This window comes from Bacillus sp. LR_5 (assembly GCF_042709275.1).
This window is the reverse complement of sequence record NZ_JAVAXX010000002.1, coordinates 16,863-33,357: the sequence shown is the minus strand read 5'-3', so window position 1 is coordinate 33,357 and position 16,495 is coordinate 16,863. Positions and strand designations below refer to the sequence as shown.

At 41.6% G+C, this 16,495-nt stretch carries 16 protein-coding genes, 1 tRNA gene, 2 pseudogenes and 1 riboswitch; of the genes and pseudogenes, 9 read left to right on the top strand and 10 right to left on the bottom strand.

Translation table 11 applies throughout. The annotated features are described in order from the left end of the window. Window positions 1-59 precede the first annotated feature (59 nt). The 6 genes and pseudogenes from manR to RAC86_RS00975 form a co-directional block, all read right to left on the bottom strand. Window positions 60-2,006 carry a mannose transport/utilization transcriptional regulator ManR gene (manR, locus tag RAC86_RS01000; protein WP_072566113.1) on the bottom strand — a complete coding sequence of 649 codons (1,947 nt, stop codon included), beginning with the start codon at window positions 2,004-2,006 and terminating at the stop codon, window positions 60-62. A 527-nt stretch (window positions 2,007-2,533) separates the two neighbouring features. Beyond that, window positions 2,534-2,815: a putative quinol monooxygenase gene (locus tag RAC86_RS00995; RefSeq protein WP_014113413.1), complete on the bottom strand. Its 282-nt coding sequence runs from the start codon at window positions 2,813-2,815 to the stop codon at window positions 2,534-2,536. Window positions 2,816-3,193: 378 nt separating this feature from the next. Further along, window positions 3,194-3,729: pseudogene (locus tag RAC86_RS00990) on the bottom strand (SMI1/KNR4 family protein). 14 nt (window positions 3,730-3,743) lie between these two features. Then, window positions 3,744-3,932 (bottom strand): HNH endonuclease signature motif containing protein, encoded by a 189-nt coding sequence (locus RAC86_RS00985; RefSeq protein ID WP_072566112.1) that lies wholly within the window; start codon window positions 3,930-3,932, stop codon window positions 3,744-3,746. A 1,386-nt stretch (window positions 3,933-5,318) separates the two neighbouring features. Then, on the bottom strand, window positions 5,319-5,606 hold the full coding sequence (locus RAC86_RS00980) for a hypothetical protein (protein ID WP_236827484.1): 288 nt from the start codon (window positions 5,604-5,606) through the stop codon (window positions 5,319-5,321). Next, window positions 5,603-5,887 carry a hypothetical protein gene (locus tag RAC86_RS00975; RefSeq protein ID WP_236827482.1) on the bottom strand — a complete coding sequence of 95 codons (285 nt, stop codon included), beginning with the start codon at window positions 5,885-5,887 and terminating at the stop codon, window positions 5,603-5,605. Before RAC86_RS00975 ends, RAC86_RS00980 begins: the two co-directional genes overlap by 4 nt. A 307-nt stretch (window positions 5,888-6,194) precedes the next feature. Between RAC86_RS00975 and RAC86_RS00970 the strand changes: the two genes are divergently transcribed. The 3 genes and pseudogenes from RAC86_RS00970 (at window position 6,195) to RAC86_RS00960 (ending at window position 7,162) form a co-directional block, all read left to right on the top strand. Then, complete coding sequence (locus tag RAC86_RS00970) at window positions 6,195-6,386, top strand: EndoU domain-containing protein (protein WP_377885336.1); 192 nt, start codon at window positions 6,195-6,197, stop codon at window positions 6,384-6,386. Window positions 6,387-6,501: 115 nt separating this feature from the next. Then, the gene (locus RAC86_RS00965; RefSeq protein WP_072566109.1) at window positions 6,502-6,810 is read left to right on the top strand and encodes a hypothetical protein; all 309 of its coding nucleotides are present in this window, start codon (window positions 6,502-6,504) and stop codon (window positions 6,808-6,810) included. A gap of 53 nt (window positions 6,811-6,863) precedes the next feature. Next, window positions 6,864-7,162 (top strand): annotated as a pseudogene (locus tag RAC86_RS00960) (contact-dependent growth inhibition system immunity protein). A 158-nt stretch (window positions 7,163-7,320) separates the two neighbouring features. Here RAC86_RS00960 and RAC86_RS00955 read toward each other — a convergent pair. After that, a tRNA-Val gene (locus tag RAC86_RS00955) sits at window positions 7,321-7,393 on the bottom strand. Between the two features lie 173 nt (window positions 7,394-7,566). Between RAC86_RS00955 and RAC86_RS00950 the strand changes: the two genes are divergently transcribed. Beyond that, complete coding sequence (locus RAC86_RS00950; RefSeq protein ID WP_072566108.1) at window positions 7,567-8,757, top strand: DUF819 family protein; 1,191 nt, start codon at window positions 7,567-7,569, stop codon at window positions 8,755-8,757. Between the two features lie 70 nt (window positions 8,758-8,827). Beyond that, complete coding sequence (locus tag RAC86_RS00945) at window positions 8,828-9,373, top strand: GNAT family N-acetyltransferase (protein WP_072566107.1); 546 nt, start codon at window positions 8,828-8,830, stop codon at window positions 9,371-9,373. A 29-nt stretch (window positions 9,374-9,402) separates the two neighbouring features. Here the strand turns inward: RAC86_RS00945 and metC are convergent, their stop codons facing one another. Both metC and metI read right to left on the bottom strand, forming a co-directional pair. Next, a complete protein-coding gene (gene metC / locus RAC86_RS00940; protein ID WP_061188379.1) occupies window positions 9,403-10,575 on the bottom strand; it encodes a cystathionine beta-lyase in 1,173 nt (390 codons plus the stop codon). Next, window positions 10,568-11,689, bottom strand: coding sequence for a cystathionine gamma-synthase/O-acetylhomoserine thiolyase (gene metI, locus RAC86_RS00935; RefSeq protein WP_072566832.1), 1,122 nt, complete (start codon window positions 11,687-11,689; stop codon window positions 10,568-10,570). The genes metC and metI overlap by 8 nt, the downstream gene beginning before the upstream one ends. Window positions 11,690-11,757: 68 nt before the next feature. Then, window positions 11,758-11,881: riboswitch (SAM riboswitch) on the bottom strand. A gap of 167 nt (window positions 11,882-12,048) precedes the next feature. Here metI and RAC86_RS00930 point away from each other — a divergent pair. From RAC86_RS00930 to RAC86_RS00920, 3 genes are read left to right on the top strand one after another with little or no spacing between them, the layout of a single operon-like run. Then, window positions 12,049-12,771, top strand: coding sequence for an esterase family protein (locus RAC86_RS00930; RefSeq protein WP_014113408.1), 723 nt, complete (start codon window positions 12,049-12,051; stop codon window positions 12,769-12,771). A gap of 36 nt (window positions 12,772-12,807) precedes the next feature. Then, window positions 12,808-13,323 (top strand): YjcG family protein, encoded by a 516-nt coding sequence (locus RAC86_RS00925; RefSeq protein WP_014113407.1) that lies wholly within the window; start codon window positions 12,808-12,810, stop codon window positions 13,321-13,323. Window positions 13,324-13,327: 4 nt separating this feature from the next. Next, a complete protein-coding gene (locus RAC86_RS00920) occupies window positions 13,328-13,750 on the top strand; it encodes a GNAT family N-acetyltransferase (RefSeq protein ID WP_072566106.1) in 423 nt (140 codons plus the stop codon). Between the two features lie 73 nt (window positions 13,751-13,823). Here the strand turns inward: RAC86_RS00920 and RAC86_RS00915 are convergent, their stop codons facing one another. Continuing rightward, entirely contained in the window at window positions 13,824-14,078 is a 255-nt protein-coding gene (locus RAC86_RS00915) for a hypothetical protein (RefSeq protein ID WP_003224670.1), read from the bottom strand. Between the two features lie 119 nt (window positions 14,079-14,197). On the opposite strand from RAC86_RS00915, the gene RAC86_RS00910 reads away from it, so the two are divergent. Next, on the top strand, window positions 14,198-16,477 hold the full coding sequence (locus tag RAC86_RS00910; RefSeq protein WP_152024361.1) for an ATP-dependent helicase: 2,280 nt from the start codon (window positions 14,198-14,200) through the stop codon (window positions 16,475-16,477). The last annotated feature ends 18 nt before the right edge of the window (window positions 16,478-16,495 follow it).

The following is a 16,495-nucleotide window of genomic DNA, read 5'->3' as shown; positions in this document are numbered from 1 at the left end:
TCCGGAAATAACGGCATTTTTCCCTATAAACAAAAAAAGCAAGGAATGCCTCCCTGCTTTTAATAATCCAAATAAGATAAAAATGTCATGACGTTTGTTTCTTTCGTCAGCTTCTGCACGAAGGCCGGCTGCTCACTCAGGTATGAAAGCTCACGAAACAGCTGCTTTGTCATATTTTGATCCTCGTGTTTGACAGCCAGCATAAAAACAAGCGATACTTTCTCATTTCCCCAATCAAGCGGCTCTTTTAATGTGGCAATTGCGATTGCTGATTGTTTGATATATTTAGCGTTCGCATGAGGAATGGCTATGCCTGCCCCAATGTTTGTCGCCGCCATTTTTTCCCTCATAACCGCATGAACCGCGTATTCCTTTTCAACATAGCCTTTCTCAAACAAAGCTGTCGCCAGCTGTTCAATTACCTTATAGCGGTGCTCTGCCTCTTGCTGTAAAAAAACCAAAAAAGGAGTCGTATTGTTCAGCATCTGAAAGGTTTTTTGTTTTTGGCGCTGTGGTTTATCAAGCTGATGCACAAATGCAAGTAATTCCTTCTCATCTGAAGGCTCCAAAAGCGGAGATACAACAATATATGGGATCGTTATATTTTCCAGAGCTATGGTTGAAATGACAAGATCGATATCCTCATGCTGTTTTATGAAGTCCTTTAAATCGGCTTTTGCGATACAGGCCATTACAGCGATTTGATGACATTTCCGTTCAATTTTTGTCCGCAGCAATTGTGACATCCCAATACCCATGTGACAAACGATGATCGCCTTTTTATGTGTATCACTGCTGTGATGCAGCCGTTCGATTGCTGCCTGAAAATGCAGCGTTAAATATGCTGCCTCTTCCTCAGGGATATGAAGATCAAACGTTTGATTGATGTCTTCCAGAACGTCAATGATCAGATGAAACAAATAAGGGTACATCTTTTTGATGTCATTAAGCATGGGATTTGATACAGAAAGATCGTAGCTCAGCCGCTGTAACACTGTATTGAGATGAATATTCAATCCGTTGATCAAATCCTGATCTTTATGAAAATCCAGCATTTTCAGCTCTGAAACACGGTTGATTAAATGGCTTACAACCTTTGGAAGTACTGCATTTTCAAGGTTTTCTTCTTTCTGTAATGGATATCGAACTTTCCCGCCCAATATATGTAATGTCAAATACACGGCCTCTTCTTCAGGAAAGCGGATTGCAAAAACCGGTTCAAGCCGTTGTAAACAAGCAAATGTCCATTGATATTCTTTCTTCTTTTTTACTGCTTCCAGTTCTCTTGGAGATATCGAGATCGGCTGCTTCATTTTGATTCGGCGGATCATGAACAATGTATGCAACAGCAAACTCTCAAACGTCTCATCTGTGAAATAAAGCGAATGCTCTTTTTGTAATGATTTGATTTCTTTCGCTACAAAATCTACTTCGTGACTTAAGAACTTACTTTTAATAAATTGGCTAGTAAACTCCGTGTTATCAATCAAATCAGATATTCTTGCCAATGCTTTTCTTTTATTTTTTTCGTTCCCATCAACCTTCAAACCAAGCCGCTGCCTCGAAACCAGCGTGAGGTCAAATCGCTTCAGCCACTCCTCTACCGCACATAAATCCTTTTTAATGGAAGATCGATTGACAAAATGCCGAGCGGCAATTTCTTTTGCGGAAACAGGCTTCGGATTCATTAATAAGTCATAAGCAATGTGCAGCATTCTTTCTTCATCGCTCCGCTGCCTAGAAGAAAAATGTTCAGTATGTAATTGTTGGCTTAGCCAGGTCCTTTCCTGTTCATCTATATGTAAAAAGACGCCTAACCCTGGTTTTCGAATGAGCTGAGCATGAGAATGTTCATTCAGATAATCCTCGATCGCTTTCAAATCATTCCTGATCGTTTTTTCAGAACACTGTACCCTGTCTGCGAAATCTTGCACAACTAAATAGTCATCAGGTTCAGATAACAACAGATACAAAATCTCTTTTTGCCTTGTATTCATGTATTTCATCTGTTTTTCTATCCTTCCTGTCAATATCCACTTGAACAAATAGATAGTATAAGTATACTATGAATGTAACCGTTTACATTATAACGTAAAATCATAGATTCAAAAGTTTCGTTTTTTACCGAAGGTTCCGGAAAAAAGGTTTTTTTATGTTATTAGAGTGTTCTATGATCAAGTACGCTACCCGCTTCCCATTCCCATTTAATAGAATAAGAAACGCTCAGACACGGTAATGGTCCACCGCTATTCTCCGCCTTAATACGACTAAGTCAACGCAATAAAAAACGGCTAGATACGTGATAACGCTTCTAACCGCCGTGTATGATTCCGACTGGGCTCGAACTAGCGACCTCTCCCCTGTCAAGTTAGTTGATGCCTTTTGAACAAGTATATTCGATTCTGACCAGCCCTATAACTATAACTTCAAGGCCTATTGAATTGTACATCTGATGACTTCTGAATGAAAAGGATGATTGTTGATAGAGTTGGACAACAAACTGCCAACTTTATCTCTCTTTTTAAGAAGCCTTTTAATCATTCACATTGCTTTTCATTAACCATTCTACTTCCGTTAATTCTTGTTGTTGAACGTCTTTTGTGTGTTTTTTCGTGAAATGGGTTTTCACCGCTTCTTCGTTTTCCCAAATCTCCCAAAGCATTATTTTACGTTCTGATGGATCAAGCGGATAAGCATGGAATTTGATACACCCTTCTTCTTTGTTCGTTTCTTCCTCAAGTTTTTTGAATTCCTTCATTATTTCATTAAGGTCTTTATCACTGATGATTTTTAAGCATGCCGTTATGTAATGCATCGAAATTCCTCCTCTTCATATCATTTTATGGCTTTTCATTATAACATTTTCTTGAAAAATAAAAACACCTACGAAATTAAGACAGTAATTGATTGATGGGGTTTAATGATGGAGTTAATGATGCGATTGACGGTACGATATTTAGCGTTAAAGATTTGGCTGTGGGCACCTGGAAATACTCACAACTTCCTACCGAATTAAATACTTACAAAACAATTTCAACAGTATTAAGCATCCCCTCTTATTCAAAAATTGTGAGATTTCTCCTCTTGTCACACTAAATATTTACGATAGTCAATAGGTTTCCTAAAAAAGAGCAGGTATTACACCTGCTCTCTCTAACGATCTTAATAGACTGCTATTGACTGTAGGAAATGATTAGTCATCATCTTGGTGAGTTCTGTAATAATTCTCAGCGGTATAGATATTCCACTTCCAAAAATTTGACCCTTGGGATAAAATATACCGATCTAAGAATATCTCAAAATTAAGTTGCATTGGTTCATACACAATTAATCCGTGGAACCATAAATAGTTGGGATCTGTCGAAATATTGGTTTTGTCAATTAACAAATAACATCCGTCTAACAGATGTGCGACAGGAATAAACTGAGGCTCTAAAAAACCATTTTGCATATACTTTTCAATCTCCTCTAAATTAAGAATATGCAAACCTCCACCTACATTCTCACCGTAAACCAACGATTCAAATATTCTGGCTCCGTTATGCATTTTCAAAAAAAGCTTTATAATCATTAGGGAGCGAAACATGCAACCTCTTGCTCTGTGGCACCTTTAGAAAAGGTACACTCCACTTCAGCCAAATCTCCTTCACTTCGTAAAATTTTTAATCGTCCTTTTTCATCAATTAATTCTTTTAAGCCATTTAATGTTTTTTCAATAAAAACTGCCATTAAGCCACCTCTTTTTAATACTTCATCCACCAAGGGTTTAAAATTTGTTGATGCATATCTCTCGGCAGCGGGAACAAGTTGTTAAAGCTGTTATCTCCCCCATACTCTCTCGGAAGAACATGGTGAACATCTAATTCTGACCAATTCCACCTTGGATTACCATAGGTTTCGATATATTTCTTTATATACTTATCTCTATCCATCGAGCTGTCCCATTTTTCTCTATCTTCTTTGGGGATTATAGGGAAATTCGTTTTAGAAGACCTAATAGACCTATTTTAGTAGAGATTCAAGCTTCGCTTTCGCTTTCAATCCATAAAATTCCATGAATTTTCAATCCTTTCATCAGTTGGAACCATCTAGTTGCACCGCTGTTTTTGATCCGTAAATCATTATTTTATTCGATTCGTTTTTGTCTGTTTATTTAACACACAAATAAAAACCCTCTTATTTAGAAGGGCTTTCCAGAAAGTGGTGGTGTGACAAAATGCCATTCATCCCAAGCCTTTGTGATTTTGCTATAGGAAATAACTTTCTTCAGCTTTGGTCTACTTACTTTGATACGGTAGCTTAAGTTTATTCCTCCAGTATTTCAGTAGATTTTAAAGGTTTGTTGTACCTACAGAAACAGTGTATGTCTCCATAGTGCTGAATTCACCTTCAGTTTTTTCTGGAATTATATCCATAGTTCCAATTCATGTCAAATGCTACTTCTTTCTCAGGTAAAACCGGTTAGTGTGGTATTTCCGCAGCCTTTGATGTGTTTTCAAATGTTGTTGACAAAGCTAAAACCACGGCAATACCGACTGTCACAAACTTTTTCATGCTACTCCTCCTATCAAACTCTTTGCAACAACGCCACAATCTATATTTAGTCTCTGGAAAAAAACATGAATAATGACACTTGAAATCTACATCTGCTTATAGATTACACTAGGAGAAAGCCTAAAAAAAAGAAAGGTTGATGGGTTTGAACTTATATTTAGTAACAGCCCTTGTCATATCAGTATTATTAAACGTAATTTTATGTATTCAGCTAGGAAAATTCAGAACAAGTCGATTTTCCAAATGGAAAGAAGGCATGGGAATTAACACTCCATTCGCTGCGGTAGTCTGGGCTTTCCTTGCTATAACAATTGTTTTGAGTCTTATAGGTTTATTGGCTGGTGTAAGTGATTTATAAAAGAAGGAAATATTTCTAACTTTGGTTAAATTGTAAATAGATATCAAAAAAAAATTCTCTTTCTTTTGGTATAAAGCCCGCCTTATATGAGACGGGCTTTTTTGGGCGAGGTTATTACTTTTACCCTTTCTTAATGCCTCCGTAAATACTTCCTTGTGCAGTAGACCCTACAAACGCTTCAACGAGAGCTGAGTTTAAAACGATGCCGGCCCATTTAAAACCTACAATGGATTCAACATATATACGTGAATAAACCTCTCTATAGGCATATCCCCCATGGCTGGCGTCCCGGTCTTGTCCTATTGCCCTAGGAGAGATTGACAAAGCTGTACCCGCCGGATGGCGCTTATAGTCGCCATCTTTATAAGTAGCCCAAACTTTTTTGCCGTCATATTTAAATCTTCCCTCAGCCCATAATGTGAAGAGCTTCGGTCCCTCCTAGCCCATAAGCAATACCAGTGGTCCTTTCGGTTTTTGTAGTACCTTGGACGCTTGCATCTGAGTCCGGGGAATCAGCTAAAGTTTTTTGCTCAAGTATCTGGATATCACCCAAGTCACCTAGATAAACCTTAACCGTACTGTTTTGTGTTTCAAAAGTAAGCACATCCCCATAGGATTTACTTTTTTCTTGTTCAATCATAAAACTGTTCATATTGAACGCTTTACCTTTGAATTTTTTTAATTCTGCTTTCATTTCTGGGAAAACATCGTAAAGTGATATGTCTGGATTAATAACGCTTCTGGTGCTGGATTGTTTTTGTAGTGATTCGAGATTGTTTTTTCGATTTTTTCTAAAGAAGAGTTTTTGGGTAGATTATCTAGGCTGGATTTCAATAAAGGAACTGTTTTTTCAACGTAATTTCTAATGTCAGTAATATCTTGCTGTGACTTTTGTTTAGGTGCTGCGCTCGCTGCTCCTCCGAAGATACTAAATACCAACGAAAAAGTCAGGCAGAAAAGCCATATTTTTTTCACAATAATCTCCTCCTGTTTATTTTTCACCTCGCCCTCATATATATATTTGTTTACAATTTTACTTTTTTCTTCCTCTAACTTTTTGGGTATAATGATATATCAGATAAGCAATCAAAAAGACTAATGCAGCTATGGCAATATAGTATAACGGCATCGCCAAGAACGGTGCAAAATTCGCTATGACCACCAATATAATGATGACTATTCCGTACAAACTTATAAAGCGTAGTAAAGCCATATTATCCCCCCTTGCTGTTTCCACCATTTTAACAAAAAAAGTCAGCTACTAAAGGGCTATTTTTGATACGTGATTTCACAATTAGCAAGGGAAGACTTTAATGGTGTTAGAGTAGGTAATGTTCCTGGACACAAGGTGAAAGCAAAAAGATCAGGCTCCAATCAATCTTGGTTTCCCGAAAGTTGGACAGAGTCTGAATTGCAGATGCGGGTGCAAAGATTGCTGAATTACCCGAATTTGCTAATGCAGAAAATGGTGTGACTATATTCGGAGAGTATAAAGGTGTTAGGGTTGGAGTTATTAAAACGAATGCAGAAATAGGAACCATATTCCCAGACGCCACTAATCAACCATAGACAAAGTATGGAGGATCAATATGAACTTAGAGAAAAAAATGGAGGCTATATTAATTAAAAGAAAAAAACTTAATCTTAATGATGACTATGGAATTCAAAAAAGTTGGGATGAAATAAATGAAGTACTCTCAGAAAATGAGGAAAATACAATTAGCTATCTAGAAAATTGTAATAAAGAAGATTTATATTGGATCAGTGAAGTATTTGAAGATTTAGCTGAAAGTTTGCAAAGTAAAGAACTTATTAATTGTTTAAGAAAATTAGATGAAAAATACCCTGACTTAGAAATGACAAATGATATTGATATAGCAGAAAGTTATATAGAATAGGATACGTACCATTTCTCAGATTTGAAGTTAACATTTCTTGGTGGTGATAAGCAATGATTGAAATCGAAGTTTCTGATCCTGTGTTTAGATTCCTTGGTGGTTATTTCCATCAGGATATTGATTCTCCATAGTCAGCACTTGATGAATACTTAGAGGAGATACCAAAAGAAGAGCAAGAAAATGATGTAGCAACACTTAAAAAATTTATAAACAGCGATTATTCGGATGAAGAAAAGAATGATTTTATCGATGAAGCTGCTGCGGAGTGGACATTCTTAGTTACGGCGTATCTCCAATCATATGGCTCGAACAAGTTATTCAAAAAATCGAAAAGAATATTGAAACCTTATAATCCATTAAACCTAGCATAGAAACAGAGCTGATTTTGAATTCACTTCAAAATCAGCTTAATAAAACTTCCGCCCTCAATTCGCCCCCAACTTGATGAATGATGACAAAATCAATAAATAAGCAAAGTAAAAAACCCTTGCTGTGCAAGGGTTTAAGCTATGATTCCGACTGGGCTCGAACCAGCGACCTCTACCCTGTCAAGGTAGCGCTCTCCCAGCTGAGCTACGGAATCATGATATGTATGTGTTGCTGGGTATGTTGTTGTCTTTCTGACAAGTTCTATTATATAACCTTCCCTTCTATTCGTCAACTGCTTTTTTAGAAAAACTTTTTTTCGGACTTGCTGTTCCGTTCCCCGGCTATTATAATATGTCTTAATTTTCTAACAATAGGAGTGATGGGGTTTTGCATTCTTTGATTTCTTCTGATGATGTTTGGGTATTGTGGGGGTTTATTGCGGTGTGGGCGGCAGTGAGCATCGGGCTGGAGCAGCGCTTTAAGTGGGCGTCCGCTGTGTCGGGTGCTATCATTGCGCTTTTAGGTGCTATGGTGTTTACAAATATAGGAGTGCTTCCTGTTGAGTCGCCTGTATATGATACTGTGTGGTCTTATGTGGTGCCGCTGGCGATTCCCCTTTTGCTGTTTCAGATCAATGTGCAGCAGATTTTTAAGGAAAGCAGGCGTTTGTTGTTTATTTTTCTGATTAGCTCTGCTGGCACTGTGCTTGGGAGCATTCTCTCTTTTTTTCTTTTCAAACAGCATATTCCTTATCTCGATAAAATCGGCGGGATGATCAGCGCCTCATATATCGGCGGCGGGATCAACTTTGCGGCGATGGCGGCAAAATTTGAGACACCGGGGGAATATGTGTCGGCTACCGTTGTGGCTGATAATGTTATGATGGCGCTTTTGTTTTTTATATTAATCAGTATTCCTGCAGTTAAATGGTTTCAGCGGCATTATGCTATGCCGTTTGAAGAAAAAGTAAAAGCCGATGGAAAGAGCGGAAACAGTGCAGAAAGCTATTGGAAACGGAAGGACATTTCCTTAAAGGATATCACTTTTAATGCCGGTGCTGCTTTTGCGCTTGTTGCAGTTAGTGTGAAGATTTCCGGCTTTTTTAAAAGCCTTTTTTCTCATCCCCTTTTGACCGGAACGCTTGGCGATCAGTATCTGATGCTCACGTCTTTAACTGTTCTTATCATTTTTCTATTCCCTCGTTTTTTTGAAAGGCTTAATGGATCTCAAGAGCTTGGAACCTTTTTGATATATTTGTTTTTTGTGGTGATCGGCATTCCTGCAGATCTGCGCTTAATCGTTACCAATGCGCCTTTTATTCTATTATTTGTGTTTATCATTGCGATTAGCAATTTAACTGTTTCCTTAGCCGTCGGAAAATTGTTCCGCGTGCGGCTTGAAGAAATTCTGCTCGCTGTCAACGCTGCTGTCGGGGGGCCTACGACCGCAGCTGCGATGGCAATTGCCAAGGGATGGCGGGAACTTGTCGCCCCGATCATGCTTGTTGGTACGCTCGGCTACTTAATTGGGAACTATGTCGGCACCTTTATGGGAAACTGGTTTTCTTCTTTCTTATAAAAAGGATTTTTACAGTTTCCTCAGAATAATGTAAGAGGAATGCTGACATGAGAACGGAGAGATCACTGATATGTTAAAAGGAAAAAACATCTATGTAAGACCTTTAGAAGTAAAGGATGCGGAAGAAAATCTGCGACTGCAAAGCGAAAATCAGGATTTCTTTGAACAGTTCTCCATGATACGCGCAGACGATTACTATACGGTTGAGGGGCAAAGAAAAAGAATAGCAGAGTATCAGCAAAGACTGGAGGAAGATGAAGAGTATCATTTCGGCATTTTCGCTGCGTCAGACAATACATTAATCGGGACGGTTTCGCTCTTTCAAATCATCCGCGGGGCGCTGCAAACTGCGTTCATCGGGTATTTTTTAGACAAAGCCCATAATGGAAAGGGCCTTATGACAGAGACCGTCAAATTGATTGTTGATTTTGCGTTTCACCAATTGAAACTGCACCGTATTGAAGCCGGTGTGATGCCCCGCAACCTCGGGTCCATGCGTGTATTGGAAAAAGCGGGATTTCATAAAGAGGGCATCGCCCGAAAAAATGTGAAAATCAACGGCGTTTGGGAGGATCATCAAGTCCTCGCGATTCTGAATCCTGATGATGAACAATAAAAGAAGCCGGGGCCATCCCCGGCTTCTTTTTATCGAACCGCCACTGGCGCAATTTCTTTCAGCGCTTGTGCGAAATCACGTTCTAAATCGTCTGCATGTTCGACTCCCACGCTAAGACGGAGCAGGCCGTCTGTGATGCCGCGTTTTTCACGCTCTTCCTTAGGCATTGCCGCGTGAGACATCGTTGCCGGATAAGACAAAATCGATTCCACGGCGCCGAGGCTTACAGCAAAGACCGGAAGTGATACATTCTCTACTAATTTCTTAACGGCCTCTTTGCTTTCAAGCTCAAAAGATAGCACGGCGCCCGCTCCCGTTGACTGGCTTTTATGGATTTCAGCGCCCGGATGATCAGCCAGCCCCGGATAATACACGCGCTTCACCGCCGGATGCTTCTGGAAAAATTCCGCAAGCCGCTCAGCTGTTTGACTTGCTTTTTCTAAACGGACCTGCAATGTTTTTAATCCGCGCAGCACAAGCCAGCAATCTTGCACGCCAAGGACGGCGCCGAACGAGTTTTGCAGCTTATACAGCTGCTTCCCAAGCTCTTCATCCTTTACAGCAGCCAGGCCTGAAAGCACATCACTGTGTCCGCTCAAGAACTTTGTTGCACTGTGAAGCACAATATCCACACCGAGATCAAGCGGACGCTGCAGTGCAGGTGTCATGAATGTATTGTCCAGAAAGGTCAAACAGCCGTTTTCTTTTGCAAGCTGAACAACCGCTTTAATATCAGTAATCCCAAGTGTCGGATTTGACGGTGTCTCCATATAAATGACCTTTGTATTCGGCTTGATATTCCGCGCCACTTCGTTACTATCCGTCATATCAACAAACGTGTGCTCAATGCCAAACCGGGTCAGCACCTCTGTTACCATGCGGAAGGTTCCGCCATATACATCTTCTGTCACAAGAACGTGGTCACCCTGTGACAGCAATAAAAATGCTGTTGAGATCGCAGCCATGCCTGAACTGAAAGCAAATCCTCTCGTTCCGCCTTCCAGTGCGGCAATTGTTTCTTCGAGCGCTGTTCTTGTCGGCGTTCCTGAGCGGCTGTAATCATACGCGCCAAACTCTTCAAATGAAGATTGGTGAAAAGTTGATGCGTGCTGAATCGGTACACTAACCGCTCCTGTTGTGCCATCTGTTTTAAATGGATTGTGCACGAGCTGGGTTTCCAGCGTCCAATTGTGATTACTCAAATGAAACAGCTCCCTCTTTGACCTGACATAACGCCTGTTTTAAGTCTTCTTTTAAATCTTCTGCATGTTCAATTCCGACTGAAAAACGCAGCAGACGATTGCAGACTCCGTTTGCGATGCGGATTTCTTCAGGAATATCCATGTGTGTCTGTGTGGCAGGGTATGTAATAAAGCTCTCCACCCCGCCGAGGCTTTCTGCAAAACAAATGGTCTTCAGCGCTTTTAAAAATGGGTTGACCCACTCTTCTTTCTGTAGACGGAAGGACAGCATGCCGCCTTTTCCGGGATATAGTACATCAGAAATTTCTTCCTGCTCTTCTAAAAACGCCGCAAGCTCCTGCGCGTTTGCCTGATGCTGGCGCATTCTGAGGCTCAGCGTCTTCATTCCTCTCATCAGAAGCCACGAATCAAACGGAGGCAGGACGGCGCCGATCGCATTTTGGTGTTGAAACATTTCCTCACCAAGCTGCTCATCCTTTACAACGACAAGTCCCGCAAGCAGGTCGTTATGCCCGCCTAAATACTTGGTTGCACTGTGAATCACAATGTCGGCTCCCAGCTCAAGCGGCCTTTGCAAGACCGGTGTATAAAATGTATTATCAACGATCAGCAGAAGACCGTACTCTTTTGTGATCCGGGCGATCTTTTCAATGTCCGCCTCCTGCATGAGCGGATTTGTCGGTGTTTCCACAAACACCGCTTTTGTATTCGGCGTAATCTTAGAGCGTAAACAGTCCTCATCGCTGAAATCATCGTAATGAAAGGTCAATCCATATTTTTTCCATTCGTTTTCAAACAGACGATATGTGCCGCCATATAGGTCCGATGAAACGATCAGTTCATCTCCGCTTTTAAACAGCGCCATAATCGTTTGGATGGCAGCCATTCCCGAACTGAAGGCAAGCCCTCTCGCTCCGTTTTCTAAGCTGGCGATCGCGTCCTCAACAAGCTGGCGTGTCGGATTTTTTGTGCGGACATAATCAAATCCGGTAGATTCTCCGATTCCTCTGTGGCGGTATGCTGTTGATAAATAAATAGGAGGACTCACTGTTCCCGTTACTTCGTCGCTTCGGTTTCCAATTTGGGCTAATTTCGTTTCAACGTGCTGTGACATATAGCTGACACCTTCCCTTTTCAAAATAAAAAACCCCTTCCTCATAAGAAGAAGGGGTTTAACGCTTCTTCTTATCTTCCAAGCATAAAAAACGCTTGCTGGATTTAGCACCTTGGCGTTTTGCACATAATGCAAAACAAGCCGGTTGCTGAGGTTTCTAAGGGCCAGTCCCTCCACCTCTCACGATAAGAAATATCGATTTCAATTTTCTGATTGTTTTATATTAGCGCAATTTGCAGTTTATTTCAACACTTTTTTCTTCGAGTTCCGAACAGTTTAAAGAGAGAAATTTCTAATAATTCATGGTACAATAATGGAAAACAGCAAGAAAGTCTAGTGATGTCCTGGAGGAATGCATTATGGCACCGAAAAACGGCACAGTGCAAGAAAAGAAATTCTTTTCAAAAGAGCTTAACGAGGAAATGACATTGCTCGTTTATCTGCCGTCCAACTACTCCCCGCTTTATAAATACCATGTCATTATCGCGCAGGACGGCCACGATTATTTCAGGCTGGGGAGAATCGGCAGACAGGTCGAAGAATTGCTGTCCAAGCGAGAAATAGACCGGAGCATTATTATCGGTGTTCCTTATAAGGATGTAAAAGAGCGCAGAAAAACCTATCATCCGGAAGGCTCAAAATTTTCGGCGTATAAACGGTTCATCGCCCATGAGCTCGTTCCGTTTGCGGATGACGAGTATCCAACCTATCAAGTCGGCTACGGTCGGACGCTGATCGGTGATTCTCTCGGAGCGACCGTTTCTCTTATGACAGCGCTTGATTATCCGAATATGTTCGGAAACATCATCATGCAGTCTCCCTATGTTGACAAACATGTATTGGGAGCTGTGAAACAGTCAGACGATATCAAACACCTCTCTATTTATCACCAAATCGGAACAAAAGAAACTGACGTCCACACGACAGACGGAAACATTCTGGACTTTACAGAACCGAATCAGGAGCTGAAACAGCTGCTGGAGGAGAAGCTTTCCGATTATTATTTTGAATCATTTGACGGAGATCACAAATGGACATACTGGCAGCCGCTCATCACGCCGGCGCTGAAAAAAATGCTTTGATATTCTATCATACTTTATTTCCAGGAGGGACATAATATGAAATACGGAATCGTTTTATTTCCATCAAAAAAACTCCAAGACCTTGCGAACTCTTACAGAAAGCGCTATGATCCGAGCTATTCCCTGATCCCGCCCCATTTGACGCTGAGAGCATCGTTTGAATGTAAAGAGGAGAAAGCGGATCAGCTTGTATCACATCTGAGAAACATCGCAAAGGAGTCCCATCCGATCGTTCTCAAAATGACAAAATACAGCTCATTTGCGCCTGTCAATAATGTCATTTACATCAAAGCAGAGCCGACGGAAGAATTAAAAACACTCAATGAAAAGTTATACACCGGTGTGTTGGCTGGTGAACAGGAATATAATTTCGTTCCGCATGTGACGGTCGGCCAAAATCTTTCCGACGATGAGCATTCAGATGTGCTGGGACAATTAAAAATGCAGGAAGTGTCGCATGAAGAAATCGTTGATCGTTTCCACTTGCTTTACCAGCTAGAAAACGGATCGTGGACAGTATATGAAACCTTCTTGCTAGGCGGAGGAGAATAATCGTTTGGAAGCAGTTATCGCAAAAAATGAAGAACAAATGAAAGATGCATTTTATGTAAGAAAAGAAGTCTTTGTCAAAGAACAAAACGTACCTGCTGAAGAAGAAATTGACGAACTTGAAAATGAGTCGGAGCATATCGTCGTGTATGACGGCGGAAAGCCTGTCGGCGCCGGAAGATGGCGTATGAAGGACGGCTACGGCAAGTTAGAGCGGATTTGCGTATTGAAAAGCCACCGCTCCGCCGGTGTCGGCGGCATCATTATGAAGGCACTCGAAAAAGCGGCGGCAGACGGCGGCGCTTCCGGTTTCATTTTAAACGCGCAAACGCAGGCTGTGCCGTTTTACAAGAAACACGGGTATCGCGTGCTTTCTGAAAAAGAATTTCTCGATGCCGGCATTCCCCACTTACAAATGATTAAAGACTAAACAGCATCCAGGTCTATTGAGATCCGGATTTTTTCCGCACATAAAAAACCGTTCTCTTGATGTGAACGGTTTTTTATACATATCGATTAATATAAGTGCCCATTCCTTTTTCTCGCAATCTCTTATAAAGAGAGCGCTTACGTTTTGTCTCGTTTACTTTTCTTTCAGCGGCCGTTTGATTCTCCTGCTGCTTTTCAAGTTCCTTGTATACCCGCTGAAACGAGACATAGTTGATTTTTTCGGTTCCGGCGTAATCCTGCTTATGTCCAATCGTTCTATTTGCATATTGAGCGTATTGCTGGTTCTGAATTTGACCTGCATATATCATACGATACCCACCCTTCTGCTGTCTCTTTTCCCTTAAACTTACTTTTTGAAACACGTTTCTTTTGATATGATAGTCTTTGTCTGTAATGAACACCTTTTTTTGATTGGGAGGATCCCTGTTTGAAATGCGCCCGACTGAATGATCGAACTATACATTTACATACATATTCGAGAGAACATTACCAATTCCTCTTTGAAGAAGGAATAAAAGGACATTTATTTTGTTCTCATTGCGGAAAACCCGTTTTGTTAAGGCTCAATATCGCCGATCCGCCGGAGTTTATCCACCGCCAGCCAGGCCATTTTCCGGCATGTGAGGAGGCCTGCGAAACGAAACCCGCTAAAGAGGAGAAAAAAGAAGACGATCAGGAATCCGGTGTCTTTCGTTTGCCCAAGGGAAAAGCGATCGCTGCTGAATCGTCTTCAGCTGTCACTGAATGGAAGCGGCCGAGAAGCATTAAACCCGGAACACCATTTGTTCAAAAAACAATAGAACCTGATACGAATCTATTTCCGTCTGTCGGCTTGAACACGGATCAGCTGAAAGCTGTCACGGAAACGGAAGGCCCACTGCTAGTGCTTGCAGGTGCGGGAAGCGGGAAAACACGGGTGCTAACGGCTCGCGCCGCCCACATGATTGAACACTTAGACATACCTCCGGAAAACATGCTGCTTGTCACCTTTACGACAAAAGCCGTCGCCGAAATGAAAGAGCGTATGGCGAAGCAGTACGGTTTACAGCCTGCAAAAGTGAGAAGACTTGTCACCGGAACATTCCACAGCTTGTTTTATAAGATTTTGTATCACTATGATTCTGCTAAATGGAACGGCGAGCATCTGCTGAAAATGGAGTGGCAGCGGGAACAATATATCAAAAAAGCACTCTATGAAGAAGGTATAGATGAGAAGGAGTTCCCTGTTGATCAGGCCCTGCAGCAGATTGGTTTCTGGAAAAACACTTATGTGCCGAATGAACGCATCCCTTTACAAGATGAGTGGGAAAAACAAGTCTATCGATTATATGAACATTATGAACGCCAGAAAAAAGAGCACAACCAATTTGATTTTGATGACATGGCTTCAGCCTGCTATGAATTGTTTATCGATCGGCCGGATCTTCTGGAACAATATCAATCTCGGTTTACTTATATCTTAATTGATGAGTTTCAGGACATTAACCCGGTTCAATATAAAATCATGCAAATGCTGGCAAGCCCGGAGCAAAACCTGTGCTGCGTCGGTGACGATGACCAGTCTATCTACGCATTCCGCGGAAGCAATCCGTCTTTTATTCTTGATTTTCAAAAGGATTACCCTGGAGCGAAGACGATCTATTTAACCGCGAACTACAGGTCTACGCACCCGATCGTCTCCAGTGCTGATATCGTCGTGAAAAAGAACAAAAACAGGTATGCCAAAATGCTTGAAGCGGCGCGAGATGACGTCCAGGTCCCTGTGCTGTTTTATCCTTATGACGAAGAGGAAGAAGCAACAATGGTCGTTTCCGATATCAAAGAAAAAATTCAAAACGGGGCAAGACCTGAAGACTTTGCAGTTCTCTACCGCACAAACAGCGGAGGCCGTGCTATATACGAAAGACTTCATCATTCGTCAATTCCATATACAGCAGACCGCGGCGTCCAATCGTTTTACAGCAGACGGATCGTCCGCCAGATTCTCGCATACTTGTACGCCAGCCAAAATGAGGATGACACTGAGGCGATTAAGCACTTGCTGCCAGCCTTGTTCTTAAAACAGTCCGCTTTGAACACGCTGAAGGCGCTCTCGATTACCGAGGACTGCTCCATGATTAAAGCGCTGGCCAAACTGTCTGATCTAAAGCCATTCCAGCTGGACAAAATCAAGAAGATCGTACCGTTTTTCGCAAGCCTCCGCACAATGAAGCCGGTGGAAGCGATCACCTTTGCAGAAGGAAAAATGGGCTTCTCCGAGTATTTAAAAAAACGGGGCAATGAGAGCAACAAGCTGGAAAAAGGATCCGATGACCTGCGTGACATCAAGGTCGTCGCCAAGAAGTTCAAAACGATTCCTGATTTTCTCGCCCACGTAGACCATATGAGAGCCGCTGAGAAAAACAGAACGGATGAAAATGGCGTTCAGCTGATGACCATTCACCGGTCAAAAGGGCTTGAATTCAAAACCGTCTACGTGTTAGGCACGGTAGATGGCTCGATTCCGCACGATTTCTCATTAGAAACAGCGAGAAAAGGAGATGAAGCTCCTCTTGAGGAAGAAAGACGCCTTTTATATGTCGCCATGACCCGGGCCAAACAGCATTTATATTTGTCTTGTCCCGCAAACAGGCGCGGCAAAACGGCCCACCGTTCAAGATTTTTATATCCTCTTTTACAGCAAGCAAGACATCCCTTGCATAACTAACAGTCCGGCAGTGATCTG

What these genes read in the sequence shown, in the direction of transcription:
- RAC86_RS00995 (WP_014113413.1), bottom strand. Translation starts at nt 2,815, where the DNA reads ATGCATTACATAACGGCATGCTTAAAAATCATCAGTGATAAAGACCTT.
- RAC86_RS00980 (WP_236827484.1), bottom strand. Translation starts at nt 5,606, where the DNA reads ATGAAAGCAGAATTAAAAAAATTCAAAGGTAAAGCGTTCAATATGAAC.
- RAC86_RS00925 (WP_014113407.1), top strand. Translation starts at nt 12,808, where the DNA reads ATGAAATACGGAATCGTTTTATTTCCATCAAAAAAACTCCAAGACCTT.
- metI (WP_072566832.1), bottom strand. Translation starts at nt 11,689, where the DNA reads ATGTCACAGCACGTTGAAACGAAATTAGCCCAAATTGGAAACCGAAGC.
- RAC86_RS00930 (WP_014113408.1), top strand. Translation starts at nt 12,049, where the DNA reads ATGGCACCGAAAAACGGCACAGTGCAAGAAAAGAAATTCTTTTCAAAA.
- RAC86_RS00915 (WP_003224670.1), bottom strand. Translation starts at nt 14,078, where the DNA reads ATGATATATGCAGGTCAAATTCAGAACCAGCAATACGCTCAATATGCA.
- RAC86_RS00985 (WP_072566112.1), bottom strand. Translation starts at nt 3,932, where the DNA reads ATGGATAGAGATAAGTATATAAAGAAATATATCGAAACCTATGGTAAT.
- RAC86_RS00965 (WP_072566109.1), top strand. Translation starts at nt 6,502, where the DNA reads ATGAACTTAGAGAAAAAAATGGAGGCTATATTAATTAAAAGAAAAAAA.
- RAC86_RS00945 (WP_072566107.1), top strand. Translation starts at nt 8,828, where the DNA reads ATGTTAAAAGGAAAAAACATCTATGTAAGACCTTTAGAAGTAAAGGAT.
- manR (WP_072566113.1), bottom strand. Translation starts at nt 2,006, where the DNA reads ATGAAATACATGAATACAAGGCAAAAAGAGATTTTGTATCTGTTGTTA.